The organism is Citrobacter sp. 172116965, assembly GCF_013458095.1.
GTDB classification, from domain to species: domain Bacteria; phylum Pseudomonadota; class Gammaproteobacteria; order Enterobacterales; family Enterobacteriaceae; genus Citrobacter; species Citrobacter braakii.
On record NZ_CP046673.1, the window covers coordinates 2888911 to 2915417 of the forward strand.

General features: G+C 52.7%; 22 protein-coding genes and 1 pseudogene. 2 read left to right on the forward strand and 21 right to left on the reverse strand.

The features are described from left to right. Positions 1–225 precede the first annotated feature (225 nt). The 13 genes and pseudogenes from flhe to tar form a co-directional block, all read right to left on the reverse strand. Positions 226–618, reverse strand: a complete 393-nt coding sequence (flhe, locus tag GPJ68_RS14060) for a flagellar protein FlhE (RefSeq protein ID WP_016153427.1) — start codon at positions 616–618, stop codon at positions 226–228. Beyond that, positions 618–2696, reverse strand: coding sequence for a flagellar biosynthesis protein FlhA (gene flhA, locus GPJ68_RS14065; RefSeq protein ID WP_016153428.1), 2079 nt, complete (start codon positions 2694–2696; stop codon positions 618–620). Before flhA ends, flhe begins: the two co-directional genes overlap by 1 nt. Then, complete coding sequence (gene flhB / locus GPJ68_RS14070; RefSeq protein WP_180837424.1) at positions 2689–3840, reverse strand: flagellar biosynthesis protein FlhB; 1152 nt, start codon at positions 3838–3840, stop codon at positions 2689–2691. The genes flhA and flhB overlap by 8 nt, the downstream gene beginning before the upstream one ends. Positions 3841–3980: 140 nt before the next feature. Continuing rightward, complete coding sequence (locus GPJ68_RS25225; protein WP_255489845.1) at positions 3981–4310, reverse strand: alpha-L-rhamnosidase C-terminal domain-containing protein; 330 nt, start codon at positions 4308–4310, stop codon at positions 3981–3983. A 12-nt stretch (positions 4311–4322) separates the two neighbouring features. After that, a pseudogene (locus GPJ68_RS14075) lies at positions 4323–6647 on the reverse strand (family 78 glycoside hydrolase catalytic domain); the annotation flags it as partial. 24 nt (positions 6648–6671) lie between these two features. Beyond that, positions 6672–7973, reverse strand: a complete 1302-nt coding sequence (locus GPJ68_RS14080; RefSeq protein WP_047416581.1) for an MFS transporter — start codon at positions 7971–7973, stop codon at positions 6672–6674. A 106-nt stretch (positions 7974–8079) separates the two neighbouring features. Further along, on the reverse strand, positions 8080–8931 hold the full coding sequence (locus GPJ68_RS14085) for a helix-turn-helix domain-containing protein (RefSeq protein WP_047358306.1): 852 nt from the start codon (positions 8929–8931) through the stop codon (positions 8080–8082). 487 nt (positions 8932–9418) lie between these two features. Continuing rightward, positions 9419–10063, reverse strand: a complete 645-nt coding sequence (cheZ, locus tag GPJ68_RS14090; RefSeq protein WP_029139578.1) for a protein phosphatase CheZ — start codon at positions 10061–10063, stop codon at positions 9419–9421. Positions 10064–10076: 13 nt separating this feature from the next. Then, positions 10077–10466: a chemotaxis response regulator CheY gene (gene cheY / locus GPJ68_RS14095; RefSeq protein WP_016153434.1), complete on the reverse strand. Its 390-nt coding sequence runs from the start codon at positions 10464–10466 to the stop codon at positions 10077–10079. Positions 10467–10484: 18 nt separating this feature from the next. Beyond that, positions 10485–11534, reverse strand: coding sequence for a chemotaxis response regulator protein-glutamate methylesterase (locus GPJ68_RS14100; protein ID WP_016153435.1), 1050 nt, complete (start codon positions 11532–11534; stop codon positions 10485–10487). Beyond that, positions 11531–12403, reverse strand: a complete 873-nt coding sequence (gene cheR / locus GPJ68_RS14105) for a protein-glutamate O-methyltransferase CheR (RefSeq protein ID WP_016153436.1) — start codon at positions 12401–12403, stop codon at positions 11531–11533. The genes GPJ68_RS14100 and cheR overlap by 4 nt, the downstream gene beginning before the upstream one ends. A gap of 19 nt (positions 12404–12422) precedes the next feature. Next, positions 12423–14024 carry a methyl-accepting chemotaxis protein IV gene (gene tap, locus GPJ68_RS14110; protein WP_104651435.1) on the reverse strand — a complete coding sequence of 534 codons (1602 nt, stop codon included), beginning with the start codon at positions 14022–14024 and terminating at the stop codon, positions 12423–12425. 43 nt (positions 14025–14067) lie between these two features. Then, complete coding sequence (tar, locus tag GPJ68_RS14115) at positions 14068–15723, reverse strand: methyl-accepting chemotaxis protein II (protein ID WP_046275660.1); 1656 nt, start codon at positions 15721–15723, stop codon at positions 14068–14070. Between the two features lie 406 nt (positions 15724–16129). On the opposite strand from tar, the gene GPJ68_RS14120 reads away from it, so the two are divergent. Continuing rightward, the gene (locus tag GPJ68_RS14120) at positions 16130–17389 is read left to right on the forward strand and encodes a dicarboxylate/amino acid:cation symporter (RefSeq protein WP_016153439.1); all 1260 of its coding nucleotides are present in this window, start codon (positions 16130–16132) and stop codon (positions 17387–17389) included. 75 nt (positions 17390–17464) lie between these two features. On the opposite strand, the gene cheW is transcribed toward GPJ68_RS14120, so the two are convergent. The 6 genes from cheW to flhD form a co-directional block, all read right to left on the reverse strand. Continuing rightward, entirely contained in the window at positions 17465–17968 is a 504-nt protein-coding gene (cheW, locus tag GPJ68_RS14125) for a chemotaxis protein CheW (protein ID WP_003034638.1), read from the reverse strand. 20 nt (positions 17969–17988) lie between these two features. Then, positions 17989–20043, reverse strand: a complete 2055-nt coding sequence (gene cheA / locus GPJ68_RS14130) for a chemotaxis protein CheA (RefSeq protein ID WP_104651437.1) — start codon at positions 20041–20043, stop codon at positions 17989–17991. 4 nt (positions 20044–20047) lie between these two features. Then, a complete protein-coding gene (motB, locus tag GPJ68_RS14135; RefSeq protein ID WP_016153441.1) occupies positions 20048–20977 on the reverse strand; it encodes a flagellar motor protein MotB in 930 nt (309 codons plus the stop codon). Next, positions 20974–21861, reverse strand: coding sequence for a flagellar motor stator protein MotA (gene motA / locus GPJ68_RS14140; RefSeq protein ID WP_016153442.1), 888 nt, complete (start codon positions 21859–21861; stop codon positions 20974–20976). Before motA ends, motB begins: the two co-directional genes overlap by 4 nt. Before the next feature lie 128 nt (positions 21862–21989). Beyond that, entirely contained in the window at positions 21990–22574 is a 585-nt protein-coding gene (flhC, locus tag GPJ68_RS14145; protein ID WP_085951062.1) for a flagellar transcriptional regulator FlhC, read from the reverse strand. Next, the gene (flhD, locus tag GPJ68_RS14150) at positions 22571–22912 is read right to left on the reverse strand and encodes a flagellar transcriptional regulator FlhD (RefSeq protein WP_016153444.1); all 342 of its coding nucleotides are present in this window, start codon (positions 22910–22912) and stop codon (positions 22571–22573) included. Before flhD ends, flhC begins: the two co-directional genes overlap by 4 nt. Positions 22913–23704: 792 nt before the next feature. Between flhD and uspC the strand changes: the two genes are divergently transcribed. After that, positions 23705–24133: a universal stress protein UspC gene (gene uspC / locus GPJ68_RS14155; protein ID WP_016153445.1), complete on the forward strand. Its 429-nt coding sequence runs from the start codon at positions 23705–23707 to the stop codon at positions 24131–24133. A gap of 17 nt (positions 24134–24150) precedes the next feature. On the opposite strand, the gene otsA is transcribed toward uspC, so the two are convergent. Then, positions 24151–25572 carry an alpha,alpha-trehalose-phosphate synthase gene (gene otsA / locus GPJ68_RS14160; RefSeq protein ID WP_172860486.1) on the reverse strand — a complete coding sequence of 474 codons (1422 nt, stop codon included), beginning with the start codon at positions 25570–25572 and terminating at the stop codon, positions 24151–24153. After that, positions 25547–26350, reverse strand: coding sequence for a trehalose-phosphatase (otsB, locus tag GPJ68_RS14165; RefSeq protein ID WP_172860487.1), 804 nt, complete (start codon positions 26348–26350; stop codon positions 25547–25549). Before otsB ends, otsA begins: the two co-directional genes overlap by 26 nt. Positions 26351–26507: the final 157 nt, after the last annotated feature.

Genomic DNA, 26507 nt, shown 5'->3' on the forward strand with positions numbered 1-26507 from the left:
TCCTCGCTTTGACATTGGGCCTCCTTACAGGGCCACAGTAAAAGCTAACAGCAAGTGAAACCTTTCTATTTTTGCCAGGGGTATTCGTGAAATGGCAACAGCACAAAGAGTCCGGCAACGTATGTCACCTATTTTATAAAACAGCGTTTCTATTTAATCAAAGAGGCGGACTAGAATTGCGAAGCAGCCAGCAGTTTCTGCTGCTGGCCGGAATGAAGGGAGGCGTTAACGATAGTTCACAATCACCTGATTGCTCTGAACTTGCAAGGCGGGGATCAGGCGACCGCCACCGGGTACTTCCCAGACAAAATGCATCGGTTCGATGGCGGGAACATTATTGAATCCGTTGGTGGTCCCGCTTTGCCCGTCCAGCTCAACACAGCGGGACTGGGAACATAAACGTACCCGTAAACCCGCAGGCGTTGGGCCATTGAGCTCATAGCGCCAGGCCACCAGCGTCATCAACCCCGAGACCGGCTGGCTGGGCGTCAGAGGTGAAGACGAGGCTGACTGGCCGCGGTGATTTAAAGTAATCCCCATGCCGCTGGCCTGCCAGGCGCCTTCTCCGGCAGCCTGCGCTACCAGAGGAAAAAACAACAACCACAGTAATTTACGCATTACTTACCTCCAATAGTCGCCGTCATACGGATATGGCGGTTGTCAGACAGCTCCATGTTCGATAACACCACCAGTTGCGGAATGCTGCGACGTAAAAAGCGTGCCAGTAATGGACGCAACGCGTGGTTAACCAACAAGACCGGCGGCGCACCCAACATTTCCTGACGGGACAGCGCTTCCTGAGTCTGGGCCAGCAGTCGGTCTGCAAGACCCGGCTCCAGACCGCCGCCGCCCTGCAGCGCCTGCAGAAGCAAACGTTCGAGCGGGGTATCAAGGCCGATAACCTGAACCTCTTCATTACCCGGGAACCACTGCTGAGTGATGGCGCGTCCCAACGCAACACGTACCACCGCGGTAAGCTCATGCGGATCGTTTTGCAGCGGTGCATGTTCAGCCAGCGTTTCGAGAATGGTGCGCATATCGCGAATCGGTACTTTCTCATCCAGTAAGTTCTGCAGCACTTTATGCAGCGTAGTGAGCGTCACGACGCCCGGAACCAGGTCTTCTGTCAGTTTTGGCATCTCCTGCGAAACGCGGTCCAGTAGCTGTTGCGCCTCCTGACGGCCAAACAGCTCAGCAGCGAACTGCCCAATCAGGTGATTAAGGTGCGTGGCGACAACGGTACTGGCTTCAACAACCGTAAAGCCCTGAATCTGCGCCTGTTCCTTCAATGCGCTTTCAATCCAGATAGCGTCCAGACCGAAAGCCGGATCGACCGTTTTCTCGCCCGGCAGCGACCCGGCGGCGGTACCAGGGTTAATGGCCAGCCAGCGTCCCGGATAGGCGTCACCGCTGCCAATTTCCACCCCTTTCATCAAAATACGATAGCGGGCCGGCTGCAGATCCATATTGTCGCGGATATGTACCACCGGCGGCAGAAAGCCCATATCCTGGGCAAATTTCTTACGAATACTGCGAATTCGCCCCAGCAATTCGCCATCTTGCTGAAAGTCCACCATTGGGATCAGGCGGTAGCCTACCTCCATCCCCAGGGAATCCTCCAGCTGTACGTCATTCCATGTTGCTTCCACCACGGAGTTGTTTTCCGGCATTTTCACCGGCTGCGGCTCATCCGGGGCTTTTTGCTCACGACCACGCATCCACCAGGCCAGACCCAGTAACGCGGCGGTAAACATCAAAAACACCAGGTTCGGCATCCCCGGAACCAGACCCAAAAGACCAAGCACCGCCGCACTAAGCAGCATGACACTAGGATTACTGAACAGTTGGGTCACCATCTGTTCGCCTACATCCTGGTCGGTACTCACGCGGGTCACGATAACCCCCGCCGCGGTGGAAATTACCAGCGCAGGAATTTGCGCCACCAGCCCGTCACCGATGGTCAGCAGGGTATAACTTTCCGCTGCGCTACCCATGCTCATACCATGCTGCAACACCCCGACTAACAGACCGCCGACCACGTTGATCACCATGATCAAAATACCGGCGATGGCATCTCCACGTACGAATTTACTCGCACCGTCCATAGAGCCGTAGAAATCCGCTTCCTGCGTCACCTCCGAGCGTCGTTTTTTGGCTTCATCTTCGCCAATCAGACCCGCATTCAAATCCGCATCAATCGCCATCTGCTTGCCGGGCATACCATCCAGCACGAAGCGCGCGCCAACCTCGGCGATACGCCCGGCACCTTTGGTGATAACCATAAAGTTGATAATGACGAGAATAACGAAGACCACGATACCGATCGCAAAGTTACCGCCCACGAGGAAGTGACCAAAAGCTTCAACCACCTTTCCCGCCGCCGCCGCGCCGGTATGCCCTTCCATTAAAATGATACGCGTCGACGCAACGTTCAGGGCGAGGCGTAATAATGTGGTAAACAGCAAAATCGTCGGGAATGCGGCAAACTCCAGCGTACGCTGGGTGAACATCGCCACCAGCAGCACCATGATCGACAGCGCAATGTTAAACGTGAACAGCAAATCGAGGACGAAAGCCGGCAACGGCAACACCATCATCGACAGGATCAGCAGGATAAGGATCGGTCCGGCAAGGATTTGCAGTTGCGTGGATTTCAGGTTGCTGGGCAAACGCAACATCGCGACCAGATTAGCCATCAGTATTCTTCTCGTTCATGAAATCCAGTGCTTCAGGCACCGGAAGGTTTTCAGGTTGTGGTGGACGCTTGCCGCCGGCGAGACGCCAGCGTTTTAGCTGCCATACCCATGCCAGCACTTCGGCAACGGCGGCATATAATTGACCCGGTATTTGTTGACCAATCTCAGCATGACGGTATAGCGCACGCGCCAGCGGTGGCGCTTCTAACGTAGGGACTCGATGTTCAGCGCCAATCTCACGAATGCGCAACGCCACCAGCCCCGCGCCTTTGGCAACAACTTTCGGCGCGCTCATTTTGTTCTCGTCATACTTCAACGCCACCGAATAGTGCGTGGGGTTGGTAACAATCACGTCCGCTTTCGGCACATCCGCCATCATGCGACGCTGCGCGGCCGCGCGCTGCATTTTGCGTATTTTGCCCTTAACGTGCGGGTCGCCTTCGCTTTGCTTAAATTCGTCACGAATATCCTGACGCGACATGCGCAGCTTTTTCAGATGGCTGTAAATCTGGAAAAAAACGTCGAACCCCACCATCGGAATAACGCCAAGCACCACCAACAGCGCGCACATGCCAACTAAATCCAGGGCGTTGCCCATCGCCGTAATCGGCGATTCCGCCATCAGACGCATCATCGCCGGCCAGTTATGCCAGAGATAAAATCCGGCCACGCTCCCAACCAGCGTGGATTTCAGTATCGCTTTGAGCAGTTCCGCCCCGGTTTGCGCTGAAAACATGCGTTTAATGCCCGGCAACGGATTCAGCTTAGAGAACTTGGGCTGCAGAGATTTACCGCTGAAAATCAAGCCGCCAAGCATCACCGGGGAGATTAATGCCACCAGAACGACGCCGGTAATCAACGGTAACAGCGCAATCATCGCGTCTTTAATCAGCAGGATGATTTGGCTGAGGATCAGGTTAGGGTCATTGACCATACTGTGGTCAAAACGTAATCCGGCCGACAGCATACCGGCCAGTCTGCGGGCAAGCGACTCCCCGCCAATCCAGATAATGCACACGCCCACCAGCAAAATAAGCAGTGAGGTCAGCTCTTTGGATCGGGGGACTTGCCCTTCTTCCCGTGCTTTTTCAAGTCGGTGGGGTGTGGGGGCTTCTGTTTTGTCGTCGTCGCTTTCTTCTGCCACGGCATTACTCTCGTCGTCACGGTCACGAGTATTATCGCGACCGCAACCATTGCCAATGCGTCGAATAGCGAAACGAAAACAGAGGAATTCGAGCGTTCGTTTGCCACGACAGCGCGAACGCTGCCGTGACAACCACGCGGTTAGCGCTGCCAGATAACGCGATAATGGCCCGATCCCACCTGCGCGCTATAGCCGCCGTCTACTGGCGCGAAGTCGAGGCCATCGGTATCGAGCAGCGTTTGTGCGCCATCAAGGATCACCATTGAGTGAGTATTCGGCGGAATATCTACCTCAAGGGTGATGGACTGTAAGCCATCGCGCGCCGGTTCCTGCGTCCAGTGGACGGCAATATCACCATATACCGAGCCGTATCGCGCTTTCAGCCATGTCAGGCCACCGCCCGGAATAGGCCGCAGTACTGAAGATTTAAAGCCCGGCGCGTGTTCTTCGGTATTTATTCCCGCCGCCACGCGATACAGCCATTCACCGATCGCCCCGTAGGCATAATGGTTGAAGGAGTTCATGTCCGGGCTCCACATTGTGCCGTCCGGTTTCACGCCATCCCAGTGTTCCCAAATCGTCGTTGCCCCGGCTTTTACCTGATACAACCAGCTTGGGAAGTCCTCTTTCATCAGCAATTGCCACGCCGCGTCGGCCTGTCCGTTTTCGCTCAATGCGTGACAGAAATAGGGTGTGCCGACAAACCCCGTCACCAGATGACCGTCATTTTCCGCCAGCAGTTCCAGCAGCGTTTGCACGGTGCGCTCGCGGTGCGCGTCCGGCACTAACTGGAAGTAAAGCGCCAGAATATGCGCCGTTTGCGTGCGTGCCGCCAGCCGCCCGGTGGCGGTAAAAAACTCATTGCGGAAGCTTTCGACAATCGCGGTATGCAGCGCCTGATAATGGGTGTGATCAACGTCATTTCCCAGTGCTTTGGCTGATTTCGCCAGCAGCAGCGTGGACAACGCATAGTAGGCCATGCAGGTCAGTTCATTCGGCGTTGCGCCAAAATAGCTGCCCTCTTTGGCATCCAGCGCAACCCAATCGCCAAACTGCAGTTTCCACGACCACTGGTTCTCAACAGCGTTGTCATGCATAAACTCCACCCAGGCTTTCATGCTGTCGTACTGGCGGGCCAGCGTCTGTTTATCGCCGTACATCAGGTACAGCGTCCACGGGTTAATCACCGCCGCATCGGCCCAGGCTGCGGCGGAATGGGTGCGCCCGTGGGATAAAAAGCGGTCGTTGTCGCATTTGCCGGTGAGGATATCGGGGATGACGTGCGGCACACCGCCCTCTGGCGTTTGGTCATGCTGAAGATCGGTCAGTCATTTGGCAAAAAAAGTGCGCGTCTGCATCAGATAACTCGCAGTGCGGCAGAAAATTTGCGCATCGCCCGTCCATCCCAGACGTTCATCGCGCTGCGGGCAGTCGGTTGGGATATCGACGAAATTGCCCTTAAGCCCCCACATGATGTTGTGATGCAGTTGGTTGAGATCCGCATTTGAGGTTTCAATGTGACCCGTCGGCGTCATCGCGGAATGCAGCACGACCGCGACAAAATCATCCCGCGTCGGCGTGCCAGGCCAACGTTCAATCAGCACATAACGGAAACCCTGAAAGGTAAAATGCGGGTGAAAACATTCTTCACCCTCGCCGCGTAAGGTGTAATCAATGCACTGTTTGGCGGTGCGCAGGTTCGCCAGATAAACATTGCCTTCGGCATCCAGCACTTCAAAATGGCGCAGCACCACGCGCTCACCTGCCGCACCGCGCACCCGAAACTCCACCCAGCCGCTGAGGTTCTGGCCAAAATCAAGCACCGTCTCACCTTTTGGCGTCGTGATGATTGAGCACGGCGCAAGCCGTTCTATTTCTTGTACCGGGCAGGCCGTTTGCGGTTGCAGCACCGAAGTCTCTGCCGCAAGCGTCGTCACCGCACGCCAATGCCCGGCGCTAAACGCAGGCTCGCTCCAGCCGCGCTGCTCCCGACGTGCGTCATACACTTCGCCATCATAAATTTCAGCAAACAAAATAGCGTCATCGCAGCCCTGCCAGTGTGCATCCGTGGCGATTACCCGCTGGCTACCATCGCGGAGCGTCACCACCATATGGCAAATAAACCCCGTCTGCTGGCCGTAATAGTTGCGATAGCGGTTGAAGCTCATATCCCCTTTATACCAACCCGCTCCCACCATCGCGCCAATCACGTTTTCGCCTTCTCGCAGGTGCTCGGTCACATCCCAGGTTTGATACAACAGATGGTGGTGGTAGCTCGTCCAGCCGGGCGATAACTCATCACGCCCGACTTTTTCGCCGTTGATCCACAGTTGGTACAGCCCCAGCGCGCTGGCATGTACCACCGCCGAAACAATGTCATCACCGTCGGGCAAACTGAACGCATGGCGCAACAACGTGCCTTTTGAGTTGTCTTTATCCTGCGGCGTTTCAGCCGAGATAAACACCCCTTGCCACGCTTGCGCTGGCAGGCCGGTAATAAACGTTGCCGCCGGGCTCCAGCCGCTCTCTTCACCGTGGTTGTCGGTAATATGCACCCGCACAAAATAGCGTGTCGAGTGCTGGCAGGCGACGTCGGGCAATTCGATATTACTGGAGCGGTCATCGTGCATTTCGCCGCTGTCAAACAGGCATTGGGCAAAATCTTCTTGCGCCGACAGCTGCAAACGCCAGCTACGCTGCTGTACATTGCGTAAGGTGCTGGTGATTATCCAGCCGAAAACCGGCAACGTTTCGCAGCCCGTCAGCGTGGTTTCATAGTTGAGCGTAATCTTTTCTACTGCCAACATAATTTTTCCCTCAGTGGCTCATATTCAGGCTTTGGCCCGCAAAGTATCGTGCGACGCCTGTCCGTTATCAGACGTCGCCACCATTTCTGTTTCTGCATTAAATTCATTACGTTGCTTGCCGTGGAAGCACAGCCAGCCGATAACCATGCCTATCGCCACAATCGCCGTCAGCAGGCAATAAAGAACTACCGGCCCCGCGCTCAACAGCACAGGAGTGACGAACGCCAACAAGCCGCAGGTCAGACGGGCGACACCGACAATCACCCCTTGCGCGGTGGCGCGTAGCATGGTGGGGAATGACTCTTGCGCCCACACTTTCATGATGCCTTCGAAGGCAAATCCTGTGCCGATATTGGTAAACAGCAGGCAGCAGAACCAGGAGAGCGGCGAGAAATTAAACAGTACCGGCACGAAATAACCACCGGACATCATCACCGCGCCAAAAATAAAGAATGGAACCCGTTTTGAGGTATCAACGATGCGCATAAACATCAACCCAGACGCCACGCTCACTGGCAGAATCAACAGCCCCCACAGCGAGTGCGTGCTGACCGAAATGCCCACCACATTTACCGCTACATAAGCCCCAAACTGCCCGCCGGTATTGGCCGCCAGATTGGTGAAGGTATAAAAGATGCACAGCGAGATAAACGGCCACAGGTATTTGCCTTCGAGCAGATCGCGCCAGCCGGTTTTCTGCGCCCGCACGGTGGCGATGCCACGACGCAGTTCATCCTTTGCCGCCAACCACAGCGGCGACTCAGGGATAGACCAACGCAGGATCATCAGCACAACCGCCACCAGCCCAACGTGCATATACATGATTTGCGCGCCAATCAGCCCCCAGTCGCCGACGATAGCGGAGATCCCCATCGTGGCGCCAATTCCCACCAGCCAGAGTAAATTGGACAAGCCGATAATCTTGCCGCGGTTTTCATCGTTCGCCGCTTCGGAGATAGTCGCCAGAGAGACGGGTAAATCAGCCCCTGTCGCCAGCCCCACCAAGAGTGTGCCCAGCACCAGGAACGGGAAGTTCAAACCAAAGGCCAGCGCCAGCGTGCCGATAAAAATCATCACCATCGTAATAATAAAAACATTACGACGACCAATACGGTCTCCAAGACGACCGCCACCAAAAGCCCCAGCGGCAATACTCAGCGTTAATAATCCAGATAAAATGCCAATTTGTAGTGCAGTAATACCCATTGTTTTTTGATAAATGACTAAGGCTGTACCACTGGAAACAATAGCCGCCGAATCAATATATGATGCCATTCCAGACACCACCCCAATATACCAAGGGTTAGGTGTTTTATTTTTTGACATAACGATTCCCTTAAATTTACAGATAGTAAGGCGAGAAATAAGCGTATGGCCTACCCCCGTCACGATGGATGGTAGTAATAATTTTTTATTGTTATTAACCTAACAATTAAATCGCTATTAAAACTCGTGAATGAAGTTCACGTTCATGGCTTGGAGGATAATGGAAATACCGTCGGTACGATTCAGTCAACCTGATCGCATTCATAAAACCACAACGTGCCGCAATTTCACTGATGGTTTTATCCGTAGTGCGCAGTAATTCTTGAGCTTTTAATACACGATACAACATCTGGAATTTAACCGGAGTATAACCGGTCACTCGCTTAATTAAGCGATACATCGTGCGCCTGGCGACACCGTTATCATCACTCAACACATTCCAGTCTAAATGACGCAAGCTACTGGTCTTGAGCATACGGATCAGGTTGGCTCGCCCTCGCTCATCAGGGCTAAGCGCCCCAGTTTGGCGGTCGCACTGGCAAAGTGTGTTGATGATGTTCAGCAAAGCGACTTCACACAATGAAAAATAGAGCACGTCATAGTTACTCTCGTTACGTGAGATTATCTCCTGGCTCAATACCTCAATACGCGCCAGCGCTCCCTGAGTTAACGCCAGCGCGGTAGGCTGTAGAAGTTTTTCTTTTATACAATCGAGCAAATTATCAATGTGCTGTAAAAAATGAAAACTGCGCGGGCGACGAATCAATATATTAATAACCGACAGATTATTAGTTGAAACATAACTATGGGTATCGTTAGCGGTCACTAAAAAAAAGTCACCCTGGCAGATAAAACGAACCAAGTCATTAATAATATGAAACCCGCTACCGCTACGGACAATCACCAGTTCATCAAAATCATGCCCGTGCACACCTTCCATTAATTGGTTATTCATCGAAAAAAGACAAAACGCATGTTGCTCTGAATGAAAAAAATCATTCTCACGTAAAATTCGCATATCTCCCCCGCCGCTATTCGAGTAAAAACACTCGGGATATCGATAAATAACCTACTGACATAATATATTGCCTTGCACTGATAACCATTTAACTGCAATTATTATGACAAGTCTATATATCGCACTGTCACTCAGGCGTAACCTGCTGTGACCTCAGCATCATTTCGGCAAATAACCGCCAAGTTATGGCATAAAAAAGAGGATATACGCCGTGCAGATGAACCCACGTCATCCAGACATTCAACCGGGTACGAATCATAGTACAGGACACATTGTGCCGACTGGCGGCCCAATAACCCTGCGGGATCCACAGAAGCGCCGCGCTCGGTATGCAGCGAGCGAACCCGTTCTGGCAACTTCACCGTAAAAATGGATAGTAAATAAAGAGAACGATAGGTATCTGTAGGCCGGATAACGCGCAAGCCGTTATCGGTTAGAATGCCCGGCGGCGAGCGCCTGCCGGGCCAGCAAATAAAAACGCTACGGATCAGAACCCGAGGCTATCCAGCAGGTCGTCAACCTGATCCTGACTTGCCACCACGCCAGCTTTTGAGGTGTCAACCTGCGGGCCGTTAAGCAAGCTTTCGTTTTCACGTTTCGGACGAGCGCCCTGCTCTGGAATGTTTTCCAGCAGAACCATCAGCAGCTGACGTTCAATCTCCTGGATAACATCCATCATGCGCTTGATGACCTGACCGGTGAGGTCCTGGAAATCCTGCGCCATCATGATGTCCAGCAGTTGAGCGTTAGTAAAGCTGGTATGCCCTGGCACATCACCCAGGAACTGGCGGGTATCGGTGACCAGTTCACGGGCGTCAGACAGCTCGATCGGATTTTCGAACCATTCATCCCAGCGTTTGGTCAGGTCTTTGGCCCCTTTTTCCATCGCGTCCTGGTGCGGCTGCGAAGCTTCCACACTGTTCAGCGCGCGCTCTGCCGCCTGTGCGGTCATCTGCACAACGTAATCGAGACGATCGCGGGCATCGGGAATCGCTTCTGCCGCTTCGGCAATAGCCTGATCCAGCCCCAGTTCACGCAGGCTGTCGCGCAGCATTCGGGTCAAACTGCCGATGCGCGCGATGATGTCCCCGGCTGAATGTTCGTCAGCAGGTTTAATTTGTGGTTGCATCATCATTATCACACCCTCACATGCCCAGTTTCTCAAAGATTTTATTGAGTTTCTCTTCTAGCGTCGCCGCCGTGAACGGTTTCACGACATAACCACTGGCGCCAGCCTGTGCCGCCGCAATGATATTCTCTTTCTTCGCTTCCGCCGTAACCATCAGCACCGGCAGGGCGGACATTCCGCCATCAGCACGAATGGTTTTCAGCAGTTCCAGGCCATCCATGTTCGGCATATTCCAGTCGGAAATGACAAAACCAAATCCCCCAGCCTGCAGCTTATTCAGCGCGTCCACGCCGTCTTCGGCCTCTTCAACATTGTTGAAACCCAGTTCTTTGAGCAGGTTACGCACGATGCGACGCATGGTGGAAAAGTCATCCACAACCAAAAACTTAAGCTCTTTATCCGCCATAAAAAATAAACTCCTGATTCAAATACGTATTGCCTGTCCGGCACTGATTTTCGCCAGCATTTGCTGGCTTACCTGGCTAAGATCGACCACTTCGCTTACGCCACCCATATTGATGGCCTCGCGCGGCATGCCGAACACCACACAACTTGCTTCGTTTTGCGCAATGGTCCAGGCACCCGCCTGGTTCATCGCTAACATTCCGGCGGCGCCATCGTTGCCCATACCCGTCAGGATCACTCCCACGGCATTACGCCCCGCATGTTTTGCCACCGAATGGAACAGCACATCCACTGAAGGCCGATGCCGGTTAACCGGTGGACCATCATGAATTTTGATCTGGTAGTTCGCCCCGCTGCGCGCCAGTTCCATATGCTTGTCACCAGGGGCGATATACGCATGCCCTGGAAGCACGCGCTCCCCGTCCTCAGCCTCTTTCACGGTGATCTGACACAGTTTGTTCAGACGCTCGGCGAATGAGCGGGTAAATCCTGGCGGCATATGCTGGGTAATAAGAATACCGGGACTTGAAAGCGGCAATGGCTGGAGTACATGGCGAATTGCCTCTGTTCCTCCGGTTGAGGCGCCAATCGCCAGCAGTTTTTCAGAACTGAGTAACGGCCCCGCTTTCAAGGTCACCTGTGCCGTCATGGGTTTGTGGGCCGCCAGTTTTGCCCGCGACGCGGTGCGGATCTTCTCAGCGATCATTTCGCTGTAGGCCAACATCCCTTCACGGATCCCCAACTGTGGTTTGGTGACAAAATCAATCGCTCCCAACTCCAGCGCCCGCAGCGTGACCTCAGAACCTTTACCGGTCAGCGAAGAGACCATAACCACTGGCATCGGACGCAGACGCATCAGTTTCTCAAGAAAGTCGAGGCCGTCCATGCGCGGCATTTCCACATCCAGCGTCAGGACGTCGGGATTGAATTTTTTGATTAAATCCCGGGCAACCAACGGATCCGGCGCCGTCGCCACCATTTCCATATCACTGTGGCTGTTAATAATTTCGGTCATGATTTGACGCATCAGTGCAGAATCATCAACCGATAAAACCCTGATTTTACTCATGCTTTATCCTTACCTGGCGCATGCGCATACACCGTCTGTCCACGCAAGCTAAACTCGCGCACGAGGTTGCTAAAGTTTTCTGAATGACCTGCAAACAGCAGCCCATCTGGTTTAAGAAGTGGAACAAAACGGTGCAAAATGTCCTGCTGCGTCGTTTTATCAAAATAGATCATCACGTTACGGCAAAATATGGCATCGAAGGGGCCTGGCACGTTGTACTGCTTATCCAGTAAATTCACGCTGGAAAATTCAACATGCCCCGCCAGTTCCTGCCGAACGCGTACCAGTCCTTCATGCGGTCCGGTGCCGCGCATGAAATAACGCTGCAGCTGCTGCGGTGACAGCGTCTTTAGCTCATCAAGGCGGTAGATGCCGCTTCTGGCTTTTTCCAGCACTTCGGTATCAATGTCGCTGGCAAAAACACGCCAGCGGCCCGGAGCCATACCTAAGGTATCGGCGAGCGTAATCGCAATGCTGTACGGCTCTTCTCCGGTTGACGCCGCCGCGCTCCAGACACGGTATTCACCGCTGCGCCGACGAGCATGATCTGACAGCACTGGAAAATGATGCCCTTCGCGAAAAAACGCGGTCAGATTGGTAGTCAGGGAGTTAATAAAAGCCTGCCACTCAGCACTGTTCTGGTTAGCTTCCAGCATGCTGAGATAGCGACCAAAGTCATCCAGTCCCAGGGTTCGCAGACGGCGGACCAGGCGGTTATAAACCATGTCCCGCTTATGGTCGGCCAGTACGATCCCCGCACGCTGGTAGATTAATTGACATATCCGACGAAAATGCGCGTCAGACAGCGCGAGGCGCTGTGTCATCTGTAACAATAATGACGTTTGCCCAGGGGGCAGAGATGATGTCATAGCGCCTTCTCAATCACATTCAGGATACAACGGGCACAACCTGCGGCTGCGCCAATTCTTGTTTTGCTACGGTTTGCTCTTCAAGCTTAAAAAATGCGACACAGGCAGAAAGATTATCGGCCTGCATGGCAAGTTGTCCGGTGGCGGATGCGGCTTCTTCCACCAGCCCGGCGTTTTGCTGCGTCACGGAGTCCATCTGGCTGACGGCCTGCGCCACCTGCTCGATGCCTCTGCGCTGTTCATCAGAAGCAGAAGCAATCTCGCCCATGATGTCGTTAACCCGGGTAACCGAGCTGACAATTTCCGTCATGGTGCGCGCTGCCATATCAACCAACTGCGAGCCCTGATGCACTCGGGTGACAGACTCCTCAATGAGCCCCTTAATTTCTTTCGCCGCCTGTGCGCTACGGCTTGCCAGATTGCGCACTTCGCCCGCAACCACGGCAAAACCACGCCCCTGCTCACCCGCGCGAGCGGCCTCAACCGCGGCATTCAGCGCAAGGATGTTGGTCTGAAAGGCAATGCTGTCAATCACGCCGATGATGTCGCCAATTTTCTGCGAGCTCGCGGAAATCTCATGCATGGTGCTGGCGACTCGGGACGTCTGTTCGCCGCCTTTATGCGCTGTATCTGCCGCACTTTTGGCAATTCCTGACGCCTGGCGCGCGTTATCCGCATTCTGCCCAACGGTTGCGGTCAGTTGTTCCATGCTGGCTGCCGTTTGCGCCAGCGCGGCCGCCTGCTGTTCAGTGCGCGAAGACAAATCGTTATTGCCCATCGCGATTTCTGAAATGCCGCTATGCATGGCTGAGCTGCCCTGGCGTACTTCGCTTACCGTTTCACGCAGTGCCTGCTGCATTTTCTTCAGACTGGCAAAAATGGCTGAGATCTCATTGCGCCCATAAACCGCTACCGGCCGGGCCAGATTACCCGCGGCAATGCTGTCAAAATGACTGCCCACGATAGCCAGCGGCTGGACAATCATCTTGCGCGACCAGTACAGCGCACCGCTGGTGAGCAGTGCCGCCAGTACCACCATGGTGGCGAAAATCCCCCCCGACATATGGTAATTTCGCTGGCTCTGCTCTCCTGCCGTTTGCAACACGCGATCGATGTTGCTCTGCCACGCATTCACATTTGCATCAAAAGCATCCTGAGCAGCCTGCACCGGCGCGGTCAGAAAATCTGACAACTGATTGTTTTCAAGCCAGGTGGCCTGATGCGCGAGAGCGCTGTGCCACTGGCTGAAACTTTTCTCCGTTGCGCCAAACAGCGCCTTCCCTTGTGCCGTCGTATCCGATGTCGCCATAAAGCGTTTAAACATCAATTCAGACTGCGCCAGGCTATCACGTGCGAGGGTCATCAGCGTGTTGATATCCTCTGGCGGATAGCTCAGGGCGGTCAGCGTCCCTGCCTTATTAAGGGCCGTACTGGCCTGTAATAACACAGCGCGGGTTTGGGCCAGCGCAGCGCGTTGCTGATTACTTCGTTCGACCTGATTCAGGTTCTGAAAACCGTCCCGAAATGCCCAGAAGGACAAGCCATTACTGCCAATCTGCAAAACACCGCAGAGGATTAAAATCAAAAAAAGCGTGGTCGAAATTCGAATACGATTAAACATCAACGCTCCCATTGGGCGGCACTGGCCGCGGTTTAACTATCAGTCAAAATGTTTCCCAATTCGTATCTTGTTCATTGTTCTGGCGCGGATAGGATGCGGCCGCCGTTGCAGGTAATCGTGTATCGCGTGGCTTAGCCGACGCCGGACGTGACGCAAGGCGGAAAGTCGACACCGACTGCGTCAGGCGGCTGGCCTGTTCTTCAAGAGCAGCGGCAGCGGCAGCCGATTCCTGTACCAACGAGGCGTTCTGCTGCGTAACGCGATCCATCTCGGATACCGCGAGCGCCACCTGATCAATCCCCCGGCTTTGCTCGTCGGAGGCCGAGGCAATCTCGCCCATAATGTCGGTCACCCGCGTTACGGCATTTACGATGTCGTTCATCGTTTCGCCTGCGCTTTCTACCAATACGGACCCGGTATCCACTCGGGAAACCGAATCCTCAATCAACGCTTTGATCTCTTTCGCTGCCTGCGCACTGCGACTTGCCAGATTACGCACTTCGCCCGCAACCACGGCAAAGCCACGGCCTTGTTCACCGGCACGCGCCGCTTCAACCGCCGCGTTCAGTGCGAGAATGTTGGTCTGGAAAGCAATACCATCAATAACGCTGATGATGTCGGCGATTTTCTTCGAGCTATCGGCGATTTCGTGCATGGTGTTCACCACGCTATCAACCACTTTGCCGCCATGCTGTGCGGTATCGGAGGCACTTTTCGCCAATTGCGAGGCCTGACGCGCGTTGTCCGCATTTTGCTTCACGGTTGCGGTCAACTGTTCCATGCTGGCTGCGGTCTCTTCCAGCGCAGAGGCCTGCTGTTCAGTACGAGATGAAAGGTCGGTGTTCCCGCTGGCAATTTCGCTGGTCCCGGAATAAATCGCATCAGAACCTTCACGCACCAGGGTGACGGTTTCCGTCAGCGAGCGCTGCATATGATCAACCGTACTGGCCAGCTCGCCGATTTCATTACGACCGCTGACGGCCAGGGTCGCGGTCAGGTTACCGCTGGCGATTTCCCGAATATGGGCAATGACGCGAGACAGAGGATTAAGCAGGGTATGGCGGATGCCGTACCACACCACCACCAGAATCAGCACCAGCACTACGGCCAGCACGCCAAGCTGCCATTGGGCGAAATGGTAATCTCGCGCACTTTTATCGAATGCCTGAGCGTAAAGCTTTTCGCTAACGCTGGCGTACTTGCCCAGCGCCTCACCGAGCGCGTTTTGCATTCCCTGAGTCGGTTGCGCGAAATAGGCATCCATATTGCCGTTCTCCAGAAACTGAACCAGTTCTGTTAAGGCCGCATGGTACTGCTGATATTTCTCCTCAACGTTGCCGCTGGCTTCTGCCATCTCGGGTAACGGTGTGATGTTTTTAAATTTTGCGTAATGTGTTTCGGCCTGCGCCAACGATGCTTTCGCATTCTTCAGCAGATCGTTTTTCGCGCTGCTTTGCTGGTTGGACGCGTCCATCATCATGCGTGCAGAAGAACGGCTTAAATTGATACGTGTTTGCAGCATCAGATCCCATGTTGAGGTGAGTTCACTTTGCTGCTGTCGAAGATCGTTAGAAATAACAAAACTTTGCTGATTCTGCTGCAATGAAGAAAACAACAGACCACCGGAAACAAGCTGTAGCAGTGCGAAAACCCCCAGCACCATCATCAGCATTGTGACAACGCGGATACGGTTAAACATAAGGCACCTTCCTGAAAACGAGTTATCAACGTTATCGGCAGTCGCTGAGATAACTTTACGTTTGCGAAAAGGAAATCCTGAAGGGACGTGAAGCCTCGCGGAAGGAGGGGAAAACGGGTGTACGGCAACCACAAATCATTCACATAAAAACGTCACAATTATCATGTGAATAACATTCAAATTTATCTGTGGGCGCGGTCATATTGGATGAAATAGTCATTATTTCGTGACCAGGATCACAAATACATATCCTCTGCACCACAACAAAATGGATAAAAAATTAAAAAAAGTTGTATCAGCTGGCGCTTTAATTCAATTTATATGATGAATACTTAGTTACCAATTAATAAATATAAAAAATGAGTAACCGAACAATAAATGTTAAATCCTTACTGAGGGCTTTTTAGTGGCAAATGCAAACAAACTCACGTTGTTTATCGTGATCTTCATGTTGGCGGGGATCCTGTCAGGGGCGGTGATCCACTCGTATGCCGCCCCCGGCGTAGTGACCGCCTGGGCCGATAATATTACGCTTCTCACCGACATCTTTTTGCGCCTGATTAAAATGGTGATCGCACCTTTAGTATTCAGCACCCTGACCGTCGGTATTATGCGCCTGGGGGAAACGTCTACCATCGGGCGCGTAGGCGGCAAAGCGATGATCTGGTTTATTAGCTCTTCCATACTGTCTATTCTGGTCGGTCTGTTTGTGGTTTCTCTTGAGCAACCCGGCAGCGGCCTGAACCTGGCGATCCCGCTGGAAGCCACTGATACCGGCCTGGCCGTGAGCGGCATGAGCCTGAAAGGTTTCCTGACTCACACCATCCCAACCAGCATAGCCGAGGCGATGGCCAACAATGAGATCCTGCAAATTGTGGTGTTCTCGATGTTCTTCGGTATTGGTGGCGCATCCCTTGGTGAGAAGTTCAATGCCCCGCTGGTTGCCGCGCTGGATGTGGTCTCCCACATTATGCTTAAGGTGACTGGCTACGTGATGTACGTTGCGCCGCTGGCCATTTTCGCCGCCATTTCCTCCGTTATCTCCACCCAGGGTCTGGGGATCCTGCTTAACTATGCATCGTTCATCGGCGGCTACTATGTGGCTATTTTGCTGACCTGCCTGGTTCTGCTGGCGGTCGGTTATGTCATGCTGAAAAAAGAGGTTTTTCGTCTGGTAAGCATGCTGAAAGATCCGGTTCTGGTCGCATTTACTACCAGCAGCTCGGAAGCCGCCTATCCAAAAACGCTGGAGCAATTAACCAAATTTGGTTGCTCGCCTAACATCGTGTCATTTGTATTGCCTATCGGTTATTCATTTAACCTGGTCGGCTCGATGGTTTACTGTTCATTTGCCTCGATGTTTATCGCGCAGGCCTATAACATTCACCTCTCCTTTGCAGAAATCACCGTCCTGATGCTGACGCTGATGCTGGCGTCAAAAGGGATTGCCGGCGTGCCGCGTTCTGCGCTGGTGGTGCTGGCAGCAACTATTCCGAGCTTTAATATTCCGGTTGCCGGGATTCTGTTACTGATGGGTATTGACCACTTCCTGGATATGGGACGTTCAGCAATCAACGTATTAGGTAACGGGATTGCAACGGCGATGCTGGCACAAGATGAAGGTTTACTGGAAGAAGAACCGGAGCTGGTTGAGCGGGAAGCGTAAGGGGAAATCTGCCGGATGTGCTACGCGTATCCGGCCTACAACAGCAATCATTGTAGGCCGGATATGATATAGCGGTTACGCGACGTGGCTGGCGGCAATATCCAGCAGCGCCATTTCTTCGCTATTGAGCAGCTTCTCAATGTTAACCAGGATCAGCATCCGGTCACCCAGAGCCCCCAGTCCCGTCAGGTATTCCGTCGACAGCGTTACGGCAAATTCCGGTGCCGGACGGATTTGATCCGTTGTCAGCGACAGCACATCCGAGACGCCATCGACCACAATCCCGACCACCCGCTGGCCCAGATTCAGCACAATCACCACGGTGTTTTCGTTGTAGTCCACATCGCTCTGGCTAAACTTCACGCGCAGGTCAACAATCGGCACAATCACACCGCGCAGATTGGTGACACCTTTGATAAACGCAGGCGTGTTAGCAATACGCGTCACCTGATCGTACCCACGGATTTCCTGCACTTTCAGGATATCGATACCGTACTCTTCATCCCCCAGCGTAAACACGAGGAATTCCTGACCTGACGGTTCGCCGGCCAGTTTAGTTACATTACTCATACCGGTCATATTATTCCCTTCTCACTCAATCAGGCGGCTGTGATCGCCACACGTTGTTCGCGGTTTAATCCCTGCAATGCAGAGACATCGACAATCAGCGCGACGCTGCCGTCGCCGAGGATCGTTGCTGCAGAAATACCTGGCACTTTGCGGTAGTTGCTTTCCAGGTTTTTGACGACCACCTGGTGTTGACCAATTAACTGATCGACCAGCAGCGCGTAGCGACGCCCTGCACTTTGCAAAATCACCACAATACCTTGAGTCGCTTCGGTTTTTGCGCCTTCAACCTCAAAGACTTTCCACAGCTCAACCAGCGGTAAATATTCGCCACGCACTTCCAGCACGCGCTCTCCTCCGGCCAGCGGATGGAGATCTTCTTCGCGCGGTTGCAGTGATTCCATAACGGCATTCAGCGGCAGAATAAAGACTTCGTCGGCCACGCGCACGGACATGCCGTCGAGGATCGCCAGCGTCAGCGGCAGCAGAATTCGGATAGTCGTCCCCTGTCCCTGTTTGGACTGGATCTCAACATGGCCCCCCATCTCCTGGATATTTCGCTTCACCACATCCATACCCACGCCGCGACCAGAGACATCCGTCACCTGTTCAGCGGTCGAGAAGCCCGGGGCGAAGATCAGCATACCGACTTCGTCATCGCTCATGTTTTCGTGGATCGGCATCCCCTGGGAGATAGCTTTGGCGAGGATTCGTTCACGGTTCAGACCGGCGCCATCATCGGTGACTTCAATACAGATATTCCCGCCCTGGTGCTCCGCGGAAAGCGTCAGATTACCGATTGGGCTTTTCCCGGCTTCAAGGCGTTTTTCCGGCAGTTCAATACCGTGATCGAGGCTGTTACGCACCAGGTGCGTCAACGGATCGATGATGCGTTCAATCAGGCTCTTGTCGAGTTCGGTTGAGCTTCCCACCTGTGTCAGTTCAACCTGTTTACCCAGCTTACCGGCCAGGTCACGCACCAGACGCGGAAAACGACTGAACACATACTCCATGGGCATCATACGAATCGACATCACCGACTCTTGCAAGTCGCGGGCGTTACGTTGTAACTGACCCATACTGGTGATGAGATCGCCATGATTGACGGGATCCAGTTCGTTAGAACGTTGTGCCAGCATAGACTGGGTGATGACCAACTCACCGACCAGGTTAATGAGCTGATCGACCTTCTCAACCGCTACGCGGATGCTGGTCGACTCGCTGGCGCGGGCGGGTTTGTCGCGTTCCGCCCGTCCGTTTGGCGCTTCACTGGCGGCGGCTTTCGCCGCTGGCGCAACGGCAACCGGCTGCGGCTTCGCGACAACGGCTACCGTTTCAGCTTCTGCTTCAGCTTCAGTTTCAACGGCTACCGGCGCTGCGCTGACGGTTTCGAATTCAATCTGATCAGCTTCAATCACAAAGCACAGCACTGCGATGATGTCATCTTCTGCGAGGTTGCCATCAAGCGTTGCTGACAACGTGTCGCTCCCTTTCACCACATCGGTTAAGGTCGCCAGGTTCCCCAGCTCCTCTTCCAGTAAATCCACTTCATTGGCTTTCAGTCGCGTGAGAATAATGCGTTTCTTGCTCTCTTCGCTTGCGGACTCAGGCTGTGCAACCGCCTCTTCCTGCATTGCAGTGCTGTCAACAACGCTCAGTTTTGCGGTGTTGACGACTGCCGGTGCGGTTTCACCTTTCGCTTCGAGCGCTAACTGTCGTAACGCATTACAAATGTACTCAAAGCTGGCGGCATCCGGCTCCTCTGAGTTTTTATAGGCGTCGAGCTGTTCCTGCATAATATCTTTCGTTTCCAAAAACAGGTTGATAATGTCGGCATTGAGCTGCATCTCGCCACGCCGCGCTTCATCCAGCAGGTTTTCCATCAGATGGGTCGTTTCCTGCAAAATGGTAAAGCCGAAGGTGCCCGCCCCGCCTTTTATCGAGTGCGCAGCACGAAAAATTGCATTCAGCTGTTCGGAATCCGGGGCTTCAGGAACCAAATCAAGCAGGTGTTGCTCCATGTCAGCCAACAGTTCGTCAGCTTCATCAAAAAATGTTTGATAAAAATCGCTTATATCCATGCTCACGCTATCACCTCGGATTGGCTGGTGGCGATGTGGGAACGCTTGCCGGCGGGAGTTCCGCTGGCTGTTGTAAGACACTTACCGGCTCATTCTGGCTTTCAGCGTTTTCATGCAAAATGGCCTCTTCCGCCTGCTTATTGAGAACCAGCAGGCTAATACGGCGGTTGATAGCGTCTTCAGGACCGCGATCGCTCAGACGCATCGTGGCGGCCATACCTACCACACGTAATACTTTTCCATCATCCAGACCGCCGCTAACCAGTTCGCGACGCGACGCGTTAGCGCGATCGGCGGACAACTCCCAGTTGCTATACCCTTTTTCACCATTGGCGTAAGGGTAATCATCCGTATGGCCGGAAAGGCTGATTCGATTAGGAATGCCGTTAAGCACTGGCGCTATGGCTCGCAGGATATCGCGCATATACGGTTCCACCTCAGCGCTACCGGTTTTAAACATCGGGCGATTCTGACTGTCGATAATCTGTATCCGCAGCCCTTCCTGAACTAAATCAATTTTCAAATGCGGGCGCAGCGCACGCAGTTTGGGGTCAGATTCAATCAACTGATCGAGATCGCCGCGAAGTTTGCTCAAGCGGCTTTGTTCCATGCGTTTTCTCAGATCATCGATATTCGGCTGCTTGTTCACCTCTCCCTGCTGCTGGGTGTAATCATCCCCGCCGCCTGGAATGGGACTTTGGCTATTCGAAATACGATTTCCCCCGGTTACCGCAGTAGCCAGCGGCGTACGGAAATATTCGGCAATCTGGATCAATTCTTTAGGGCTAGAGATGGAAATGAGCCACATCACCAGAAAGAAGGCCATCATCGCGGTCATAAAATCGGCGTAGGCGATTTTCCACGAACCATGCGCCCCACCACCGTGACCTTTATGCTTGCGTCGCTTTACAACGATAATGGGATGGGCCTGATTTTTCATGCGTCCTCGGTCGTCTGCTGCGCAGTTGGATTTCTCACCGCACGAACATGCTCTTCCAGTTCGATAAACGATGGACGTTCGCTGGAATACAGAGTCTTACGACCAAATTCGACGGCAATTGGCGGCGCGTAACCATTCAGATTGGAGAGCAGAGTTATCTTCACACACTGCATCATTTTGGTGGTTTCAGCGCTTTTCTGGCGCAGAACGCTGGCAAGCGGAGAAATAAATCCATAGGCCAGTAAAATACCGAGGAATGTCCCTACCATGGCATGCGCAATCAGCGAACCCAGTTCAGCCGCCGGACGATCGGCAGAAGCCAGCGCATGGACAACCCCCATGACCGCCGCCACGATCCCGAACGCCGGTAATGAATCCCCCACCATCGCCAGACTGTTGGCCGGGACTTCGGCCTCACTTTCGTGCGTCTCAATCTCTTCATCCATCAGCGCTTCAATTTCAAACGTGTTCATGTTGCCGCTGATGATCAGACGCAGATAATCGACAATGAAATCAAGCATCACGGCATCAGCAAGAATGCGCGGATAGCTGGCGAAAATTTCACTCTCTTTGGGGTTTTCGATATCGCGTTCAAGCGAGAACATGCCCTGCTGACGTGACTTGGCCATCAGGCGATACAACAGCGCCAGCAGATCCATATACATCGCTTTGGTGTATTTTGATCGACGAAAAAGCATCGGGATGGCTTTCATCGTCCCCTTAATGGCTTTCCCGTTATTGCCGACGATGAATGCCCCAATACCCGCGCCACCGATAATCACCAGCTCAGCCGGTTGATAGAGTGCCCCAAGGTGTCCGCCGGTCATCATGTAACCGCCGAAAACTGTACCAATAACAACCAGGTAACCTAATAAGATAAGCACGACATCATCCTTTCGCAATTGACTATGACAGGATGCGCAGTCGGGAGTGCAGTTAACTCGAGGTCAGGACAAAAAAAAGCAGCGGTAATCGCTTACCGCTGCTGGAGTGTTTGTCCACACCGTATCAGTTAAACAGCCTGTTCGATCTGTTCATCCAGCAGTTGTGGAATAATATCGGCAGCATTCTGGGAAAGTTTACGTCTTTTTACGGCGCGTGATGGCGGTTGGCATAAACTGCAGGCAAAGCTGCCTGCGGGTTGGTGAGCGTGGGTAATAAAATTCCCACCGCAGCAATTGCATCGGGACAACTCCAGCAATCCGCTGTCGACAAAACGCACCAACGTCCATGCGCGAGTTAACGCCAGCAGTGGCCCTTCTTCTGGCTGCGGGCACTGCTCAAGGTATAAACGATACGCTTTGATCACGGCATCCACGCCGCTGCACAAACCAGTTTTGAGCAGGAATTGCCATGCGTTGCAAAACATCGAAGCATGAATGTTTTGTTCCCACGTCATAAACCAGTCGGTGGAGAAAGGCAGCATCCCTTTTGGCGGAGGGCTGCCGCGTAATTCTTTATACAGCTTGATAAGTCGGCCACGGCTTAATTGCGTTTCGCTTTCCAGCATTTGCAAACGGGCGCCCAATGTGATTAATTCCATCGCTAGCTGGATATCACGCGCTTCCTGAACAATGCTTTTTTCGCTCATCATCAAGCCCTTTTCTTGCGCGCTGCTTCATCGATGTCGCTTAACAGTCGCGTTGAAAGCATGATACCGGTATGAATTTGCTGAAGATCGTCAACGCGGGAGTCTTGCGTCAGGCGAGTAACGGTCTGGTGATCGTCGAAACGGAAATGACAGACCAGTTGGTTTGTTTCAGCCAGTTTGACCATTTGTGGAAGTGTTAATGTTGCCAACGTGTCCGCCATTTCTTCGCTGATACCAAGGCGAAACATCGCAGATGCTTTGTCCTGAACGATCAAACGCTGTGCAAGCAATAAATATGACAAATTGATGTCATAGATGTGTTTCAGCAACTCGGATGTATGCATTATTTGCATCCATAATAACCAACATTGTTTTCATGCGGTGAAACCGCACCCCGTGATGTCGCCGGGAAGGCCCGGTAAAAAAAAGCAAAAGGTCAAATACATAGCAGCGTGACGGCACTTACGCGTTGTCTAAACATTCCCTTTTCAGAAAGCCGCGCCCCTTACAAGCTCACATCAATTCTTACAAATGTCTAAGATTTTTCCTAATTCGACGCAACTCTACCCGCCGCCCGTTACACATACAACGTAGCTATGCAGCGAATTTGAAGAATATGTGACATAGATCACATAAACTAGCTAAACACTTAACATAAATCCATCAGCACAGCTTTTACTTTGCTTATTTTTTAACCTCAAATTCGCCATTTCAATTCCTGACATACGAATATTCTTGCAATAAAAGCGAATAGTATTTTGTTCACAAACGTTAATATCACCTTGTGAAATAGCGAGCTTGATCACATATTTAATCTAAAACACCATTTCAATTAAATCCTTTATAAACAATGACTTAAATATTAATGGTGATTAATTAATACCGGGTAGTGATAACCCATTAAATGTTAACTTTTGTTAATTTTTAATTAACACATTGTTTTCATTAGCGGTGAGTTTTACTTAAGTAAGCTGAACGTATTTACAAGTTATATGGCGCAATTATTCTATTTATAAGAATAATTAATGAATAACCATGATGACATTCACACTATCCGGGAAGGAAACGTTGCAGTATGGAGTAAGCCGAGCAATGCTGAGAAACCCTCTCATAATTCTTGAAAAAAGGAGCGAGTTATGAGCTATACACACATTCTTGTGGCCGTTGCCGCCACCCCTGAAAGCCAGCAGTTGTTAGCCAAGGCGGTTTCAATCGCTCGCCCTGTCAACGCTCGTATTAGCCTGATAACCCTGGTCTCAGACCCTGAACTTTATAATCAGTTTGCAGCACCTATGCTGGAGGACCTGCGTGAAGTGATGCAAGAGGAGACTCAGGATTTTATCGACAAGCTCAGCAAAGAGGCACAGTACCCCATTGAGCATACCTTTATTACCTATGGGGCACTGAATGAACATATTCTGGATGTATGCCGTAAACACGCGGTCGATCTGGTCATTTATGGCAACCATAACCACAGCTTCTTTTCGCGCGCGTCCTGCTCAGCAAAAAGCGTGATCGGTGCCAGCCACGTGGATGTTCTGCTGGTTCCACTGGCTGGAGATTGACCTGCGTTTTCTGAGCGTTACGCCAGTTTAGTGCAGGGAGAAACGTTGTCTGGCAATGGCTGTTTACTCTGACGTGGGATGACTTTTTCCAGATCGCAAATGAACCTCGCCTGCCAGTTGTCGATATCGTTTTTAATGATAGTTTCGAGCATCTCAGCGTGGCGGGAGATACGCTCAGCAAGCGGCATCGTCAGAGCCTGGTTTAATGCGCCAGCCACTTCGTCGCGGTCATAAGGATTAACAATAAGCGCGGCAGTTAGCTCATTCGCGGCCCCGGCAAATTGCGATAACACCAGCACGCCGGGGTTGGCGGGATCCTGCGCGGCCACGAATTCTTTCGCAACCAGGTTCATACCATCTCGCAGCGGCGTCACCAGCCCTACATCAGAGTAGCGGAAGATTTTCATCAGCAATTTACGATCAAAGTACTGGTTCAAATAATAGAGCGGCGTCCAGCCCAACTGCCCATATTTACCGTTAATCCTCCCCGCTTCAGTCTCCAGTTGGTGCCGAATATCCTGGTAGGCCTGCACCTCTTCACGCGAAGTTGGCGCTATCTGGGTGTAGCGAATTTTACCGTGGTGCTGCGGATAGTGTTCCAGCAGAGCCTCATAGGCCTGAAAGCGCTCCGGCAAACCTTTAGAATAATCCAGACGCTCAACGGAGAAGATATTCTGCACATTTTTGAGTTCTGCTTTCAGTTGCGCCAGCTTCGGCGGCAAAGGTCCTGAAGCCTGGCGGGCGATCTCATCCGGCTCAATACCGATGGGATACACCTGGGTACGAAACGCTTTTCCCCATGCGCGGTGGCGCTGCTCGCTCTGAGTGGTTACCTGAGTCTGGGCTGCCAGACAATCCAGAAAAGCCTGACGATCGTTCTCGGTCTGGAAACCGAGTAAATCAAAATCGCACATCTGCTCAAGTAGCGTCTGATGTGGGGGTAAGGCATTAAAGATTTCCGGCGTCGGAAAAGGGATGTGCAGGAAAAAACCGATACGGTTATTCACGCCCCGTTTACGCAGTTCGCTGGCAAACGGCAACAGATGGTAATCATGAACCCAGATTATGTCGTCATCGTTGAGCAGCGGCAGCAGTTTATCTACCAGCAAGGCATTCACCCGCTGATAGCCCTCCCATGCAGGACGCTGAAACTGCACCAAATCGAGGCGATAATGAAATGCAGGCCATAAAACCGCATTAGAAAACTGGCAGTAATACTCTTCGTAATCCTGTTCACTCAAATTAAACGAAGCCCAGGTAATGTTGCCACGCGTGACTTTTTTTAATGGTTTGTCCTCATTACCCGTGTCGCCACTCCAGCCAAACCACAGGCCACCAGCAGCCTTCAACGCGCCCAGCACACCGACGGCAAGCCCACCTGCGCTCCCTTTGTCATCGGGTGAGGCGATACGATTAGATACTACGACTAAACGACTCATAGCCACCTCTTCTGTTATTCGTTGCTTTCGATTCTTGCTGCGAAGAGTTAATTTGTTCCAGCCAGTGCCAGACATCACTCACGCCATCCAGACGCCATGTCGCCTGCGTCGCTCCATTCCCCACCTTCACGGAAATGCCCCCAGCGCGATTAACCACGCCAAATCCTGTTTCGTCCGTCAAATCGTCACCAAAAAAAACGGGGATCCGTCCGGCAAAAGGTGCTTCCTGCATAAATGCGGCAATTGCGTCGCCTTTGTTCGTACCCTTTGGTTTTATCTCCACAACGCATTTTCCGTGCTGTAAAGCCAACTGCGGCCATCTGTGCGTGATACGCTCAGCCAGATTAATTAGCGCCGCTTCATGTTCCGGGGCCTGGCGATAGTGCAGTGCGAACGCCATCCCTTTTGCTTCAAGCGTTGTACCCGGCATCGTCGCCAAGGCGGTACTTAATAGCTCTCCTGCTTCGCGCTCTATTGCCGCAGCCAGGCGCACTATATGAGTTTGACCATTGATGTCACGGCGCTCTGCCCCATGCACTCCGGCGAGCGGAAAACGAAAGGGAGTGGTAAGCGCGTCAAGCTCAGCCATCGAGCGCCCTGAAATCAATGCCAGCGCACCCGCATTATGCGTCGCCAACTGATGTAATAACTGCAGGATTGTCTGAGGGACAACGACCTGGTCTGGATAAGGTTTGATCTCAGCCAGTGTCCCATCGAGATCAAAAAAATAAGCACAGCTTGCAGATTTTTCAGGGGGTAAGATCAGTGATGCTGTCACCCGGTTATCCTCCTCATCATGGTCTGTACGCCGCGCGGATCGCGCCGTATATATGATGTATGACGGATATAAGTATAGACAGTGTGACCATGCTCGCCATTTGGAAAAACAATCGCCAGCCGGGTAGCGGCTGGCGATGAGCTAAAGCTAGACTAAA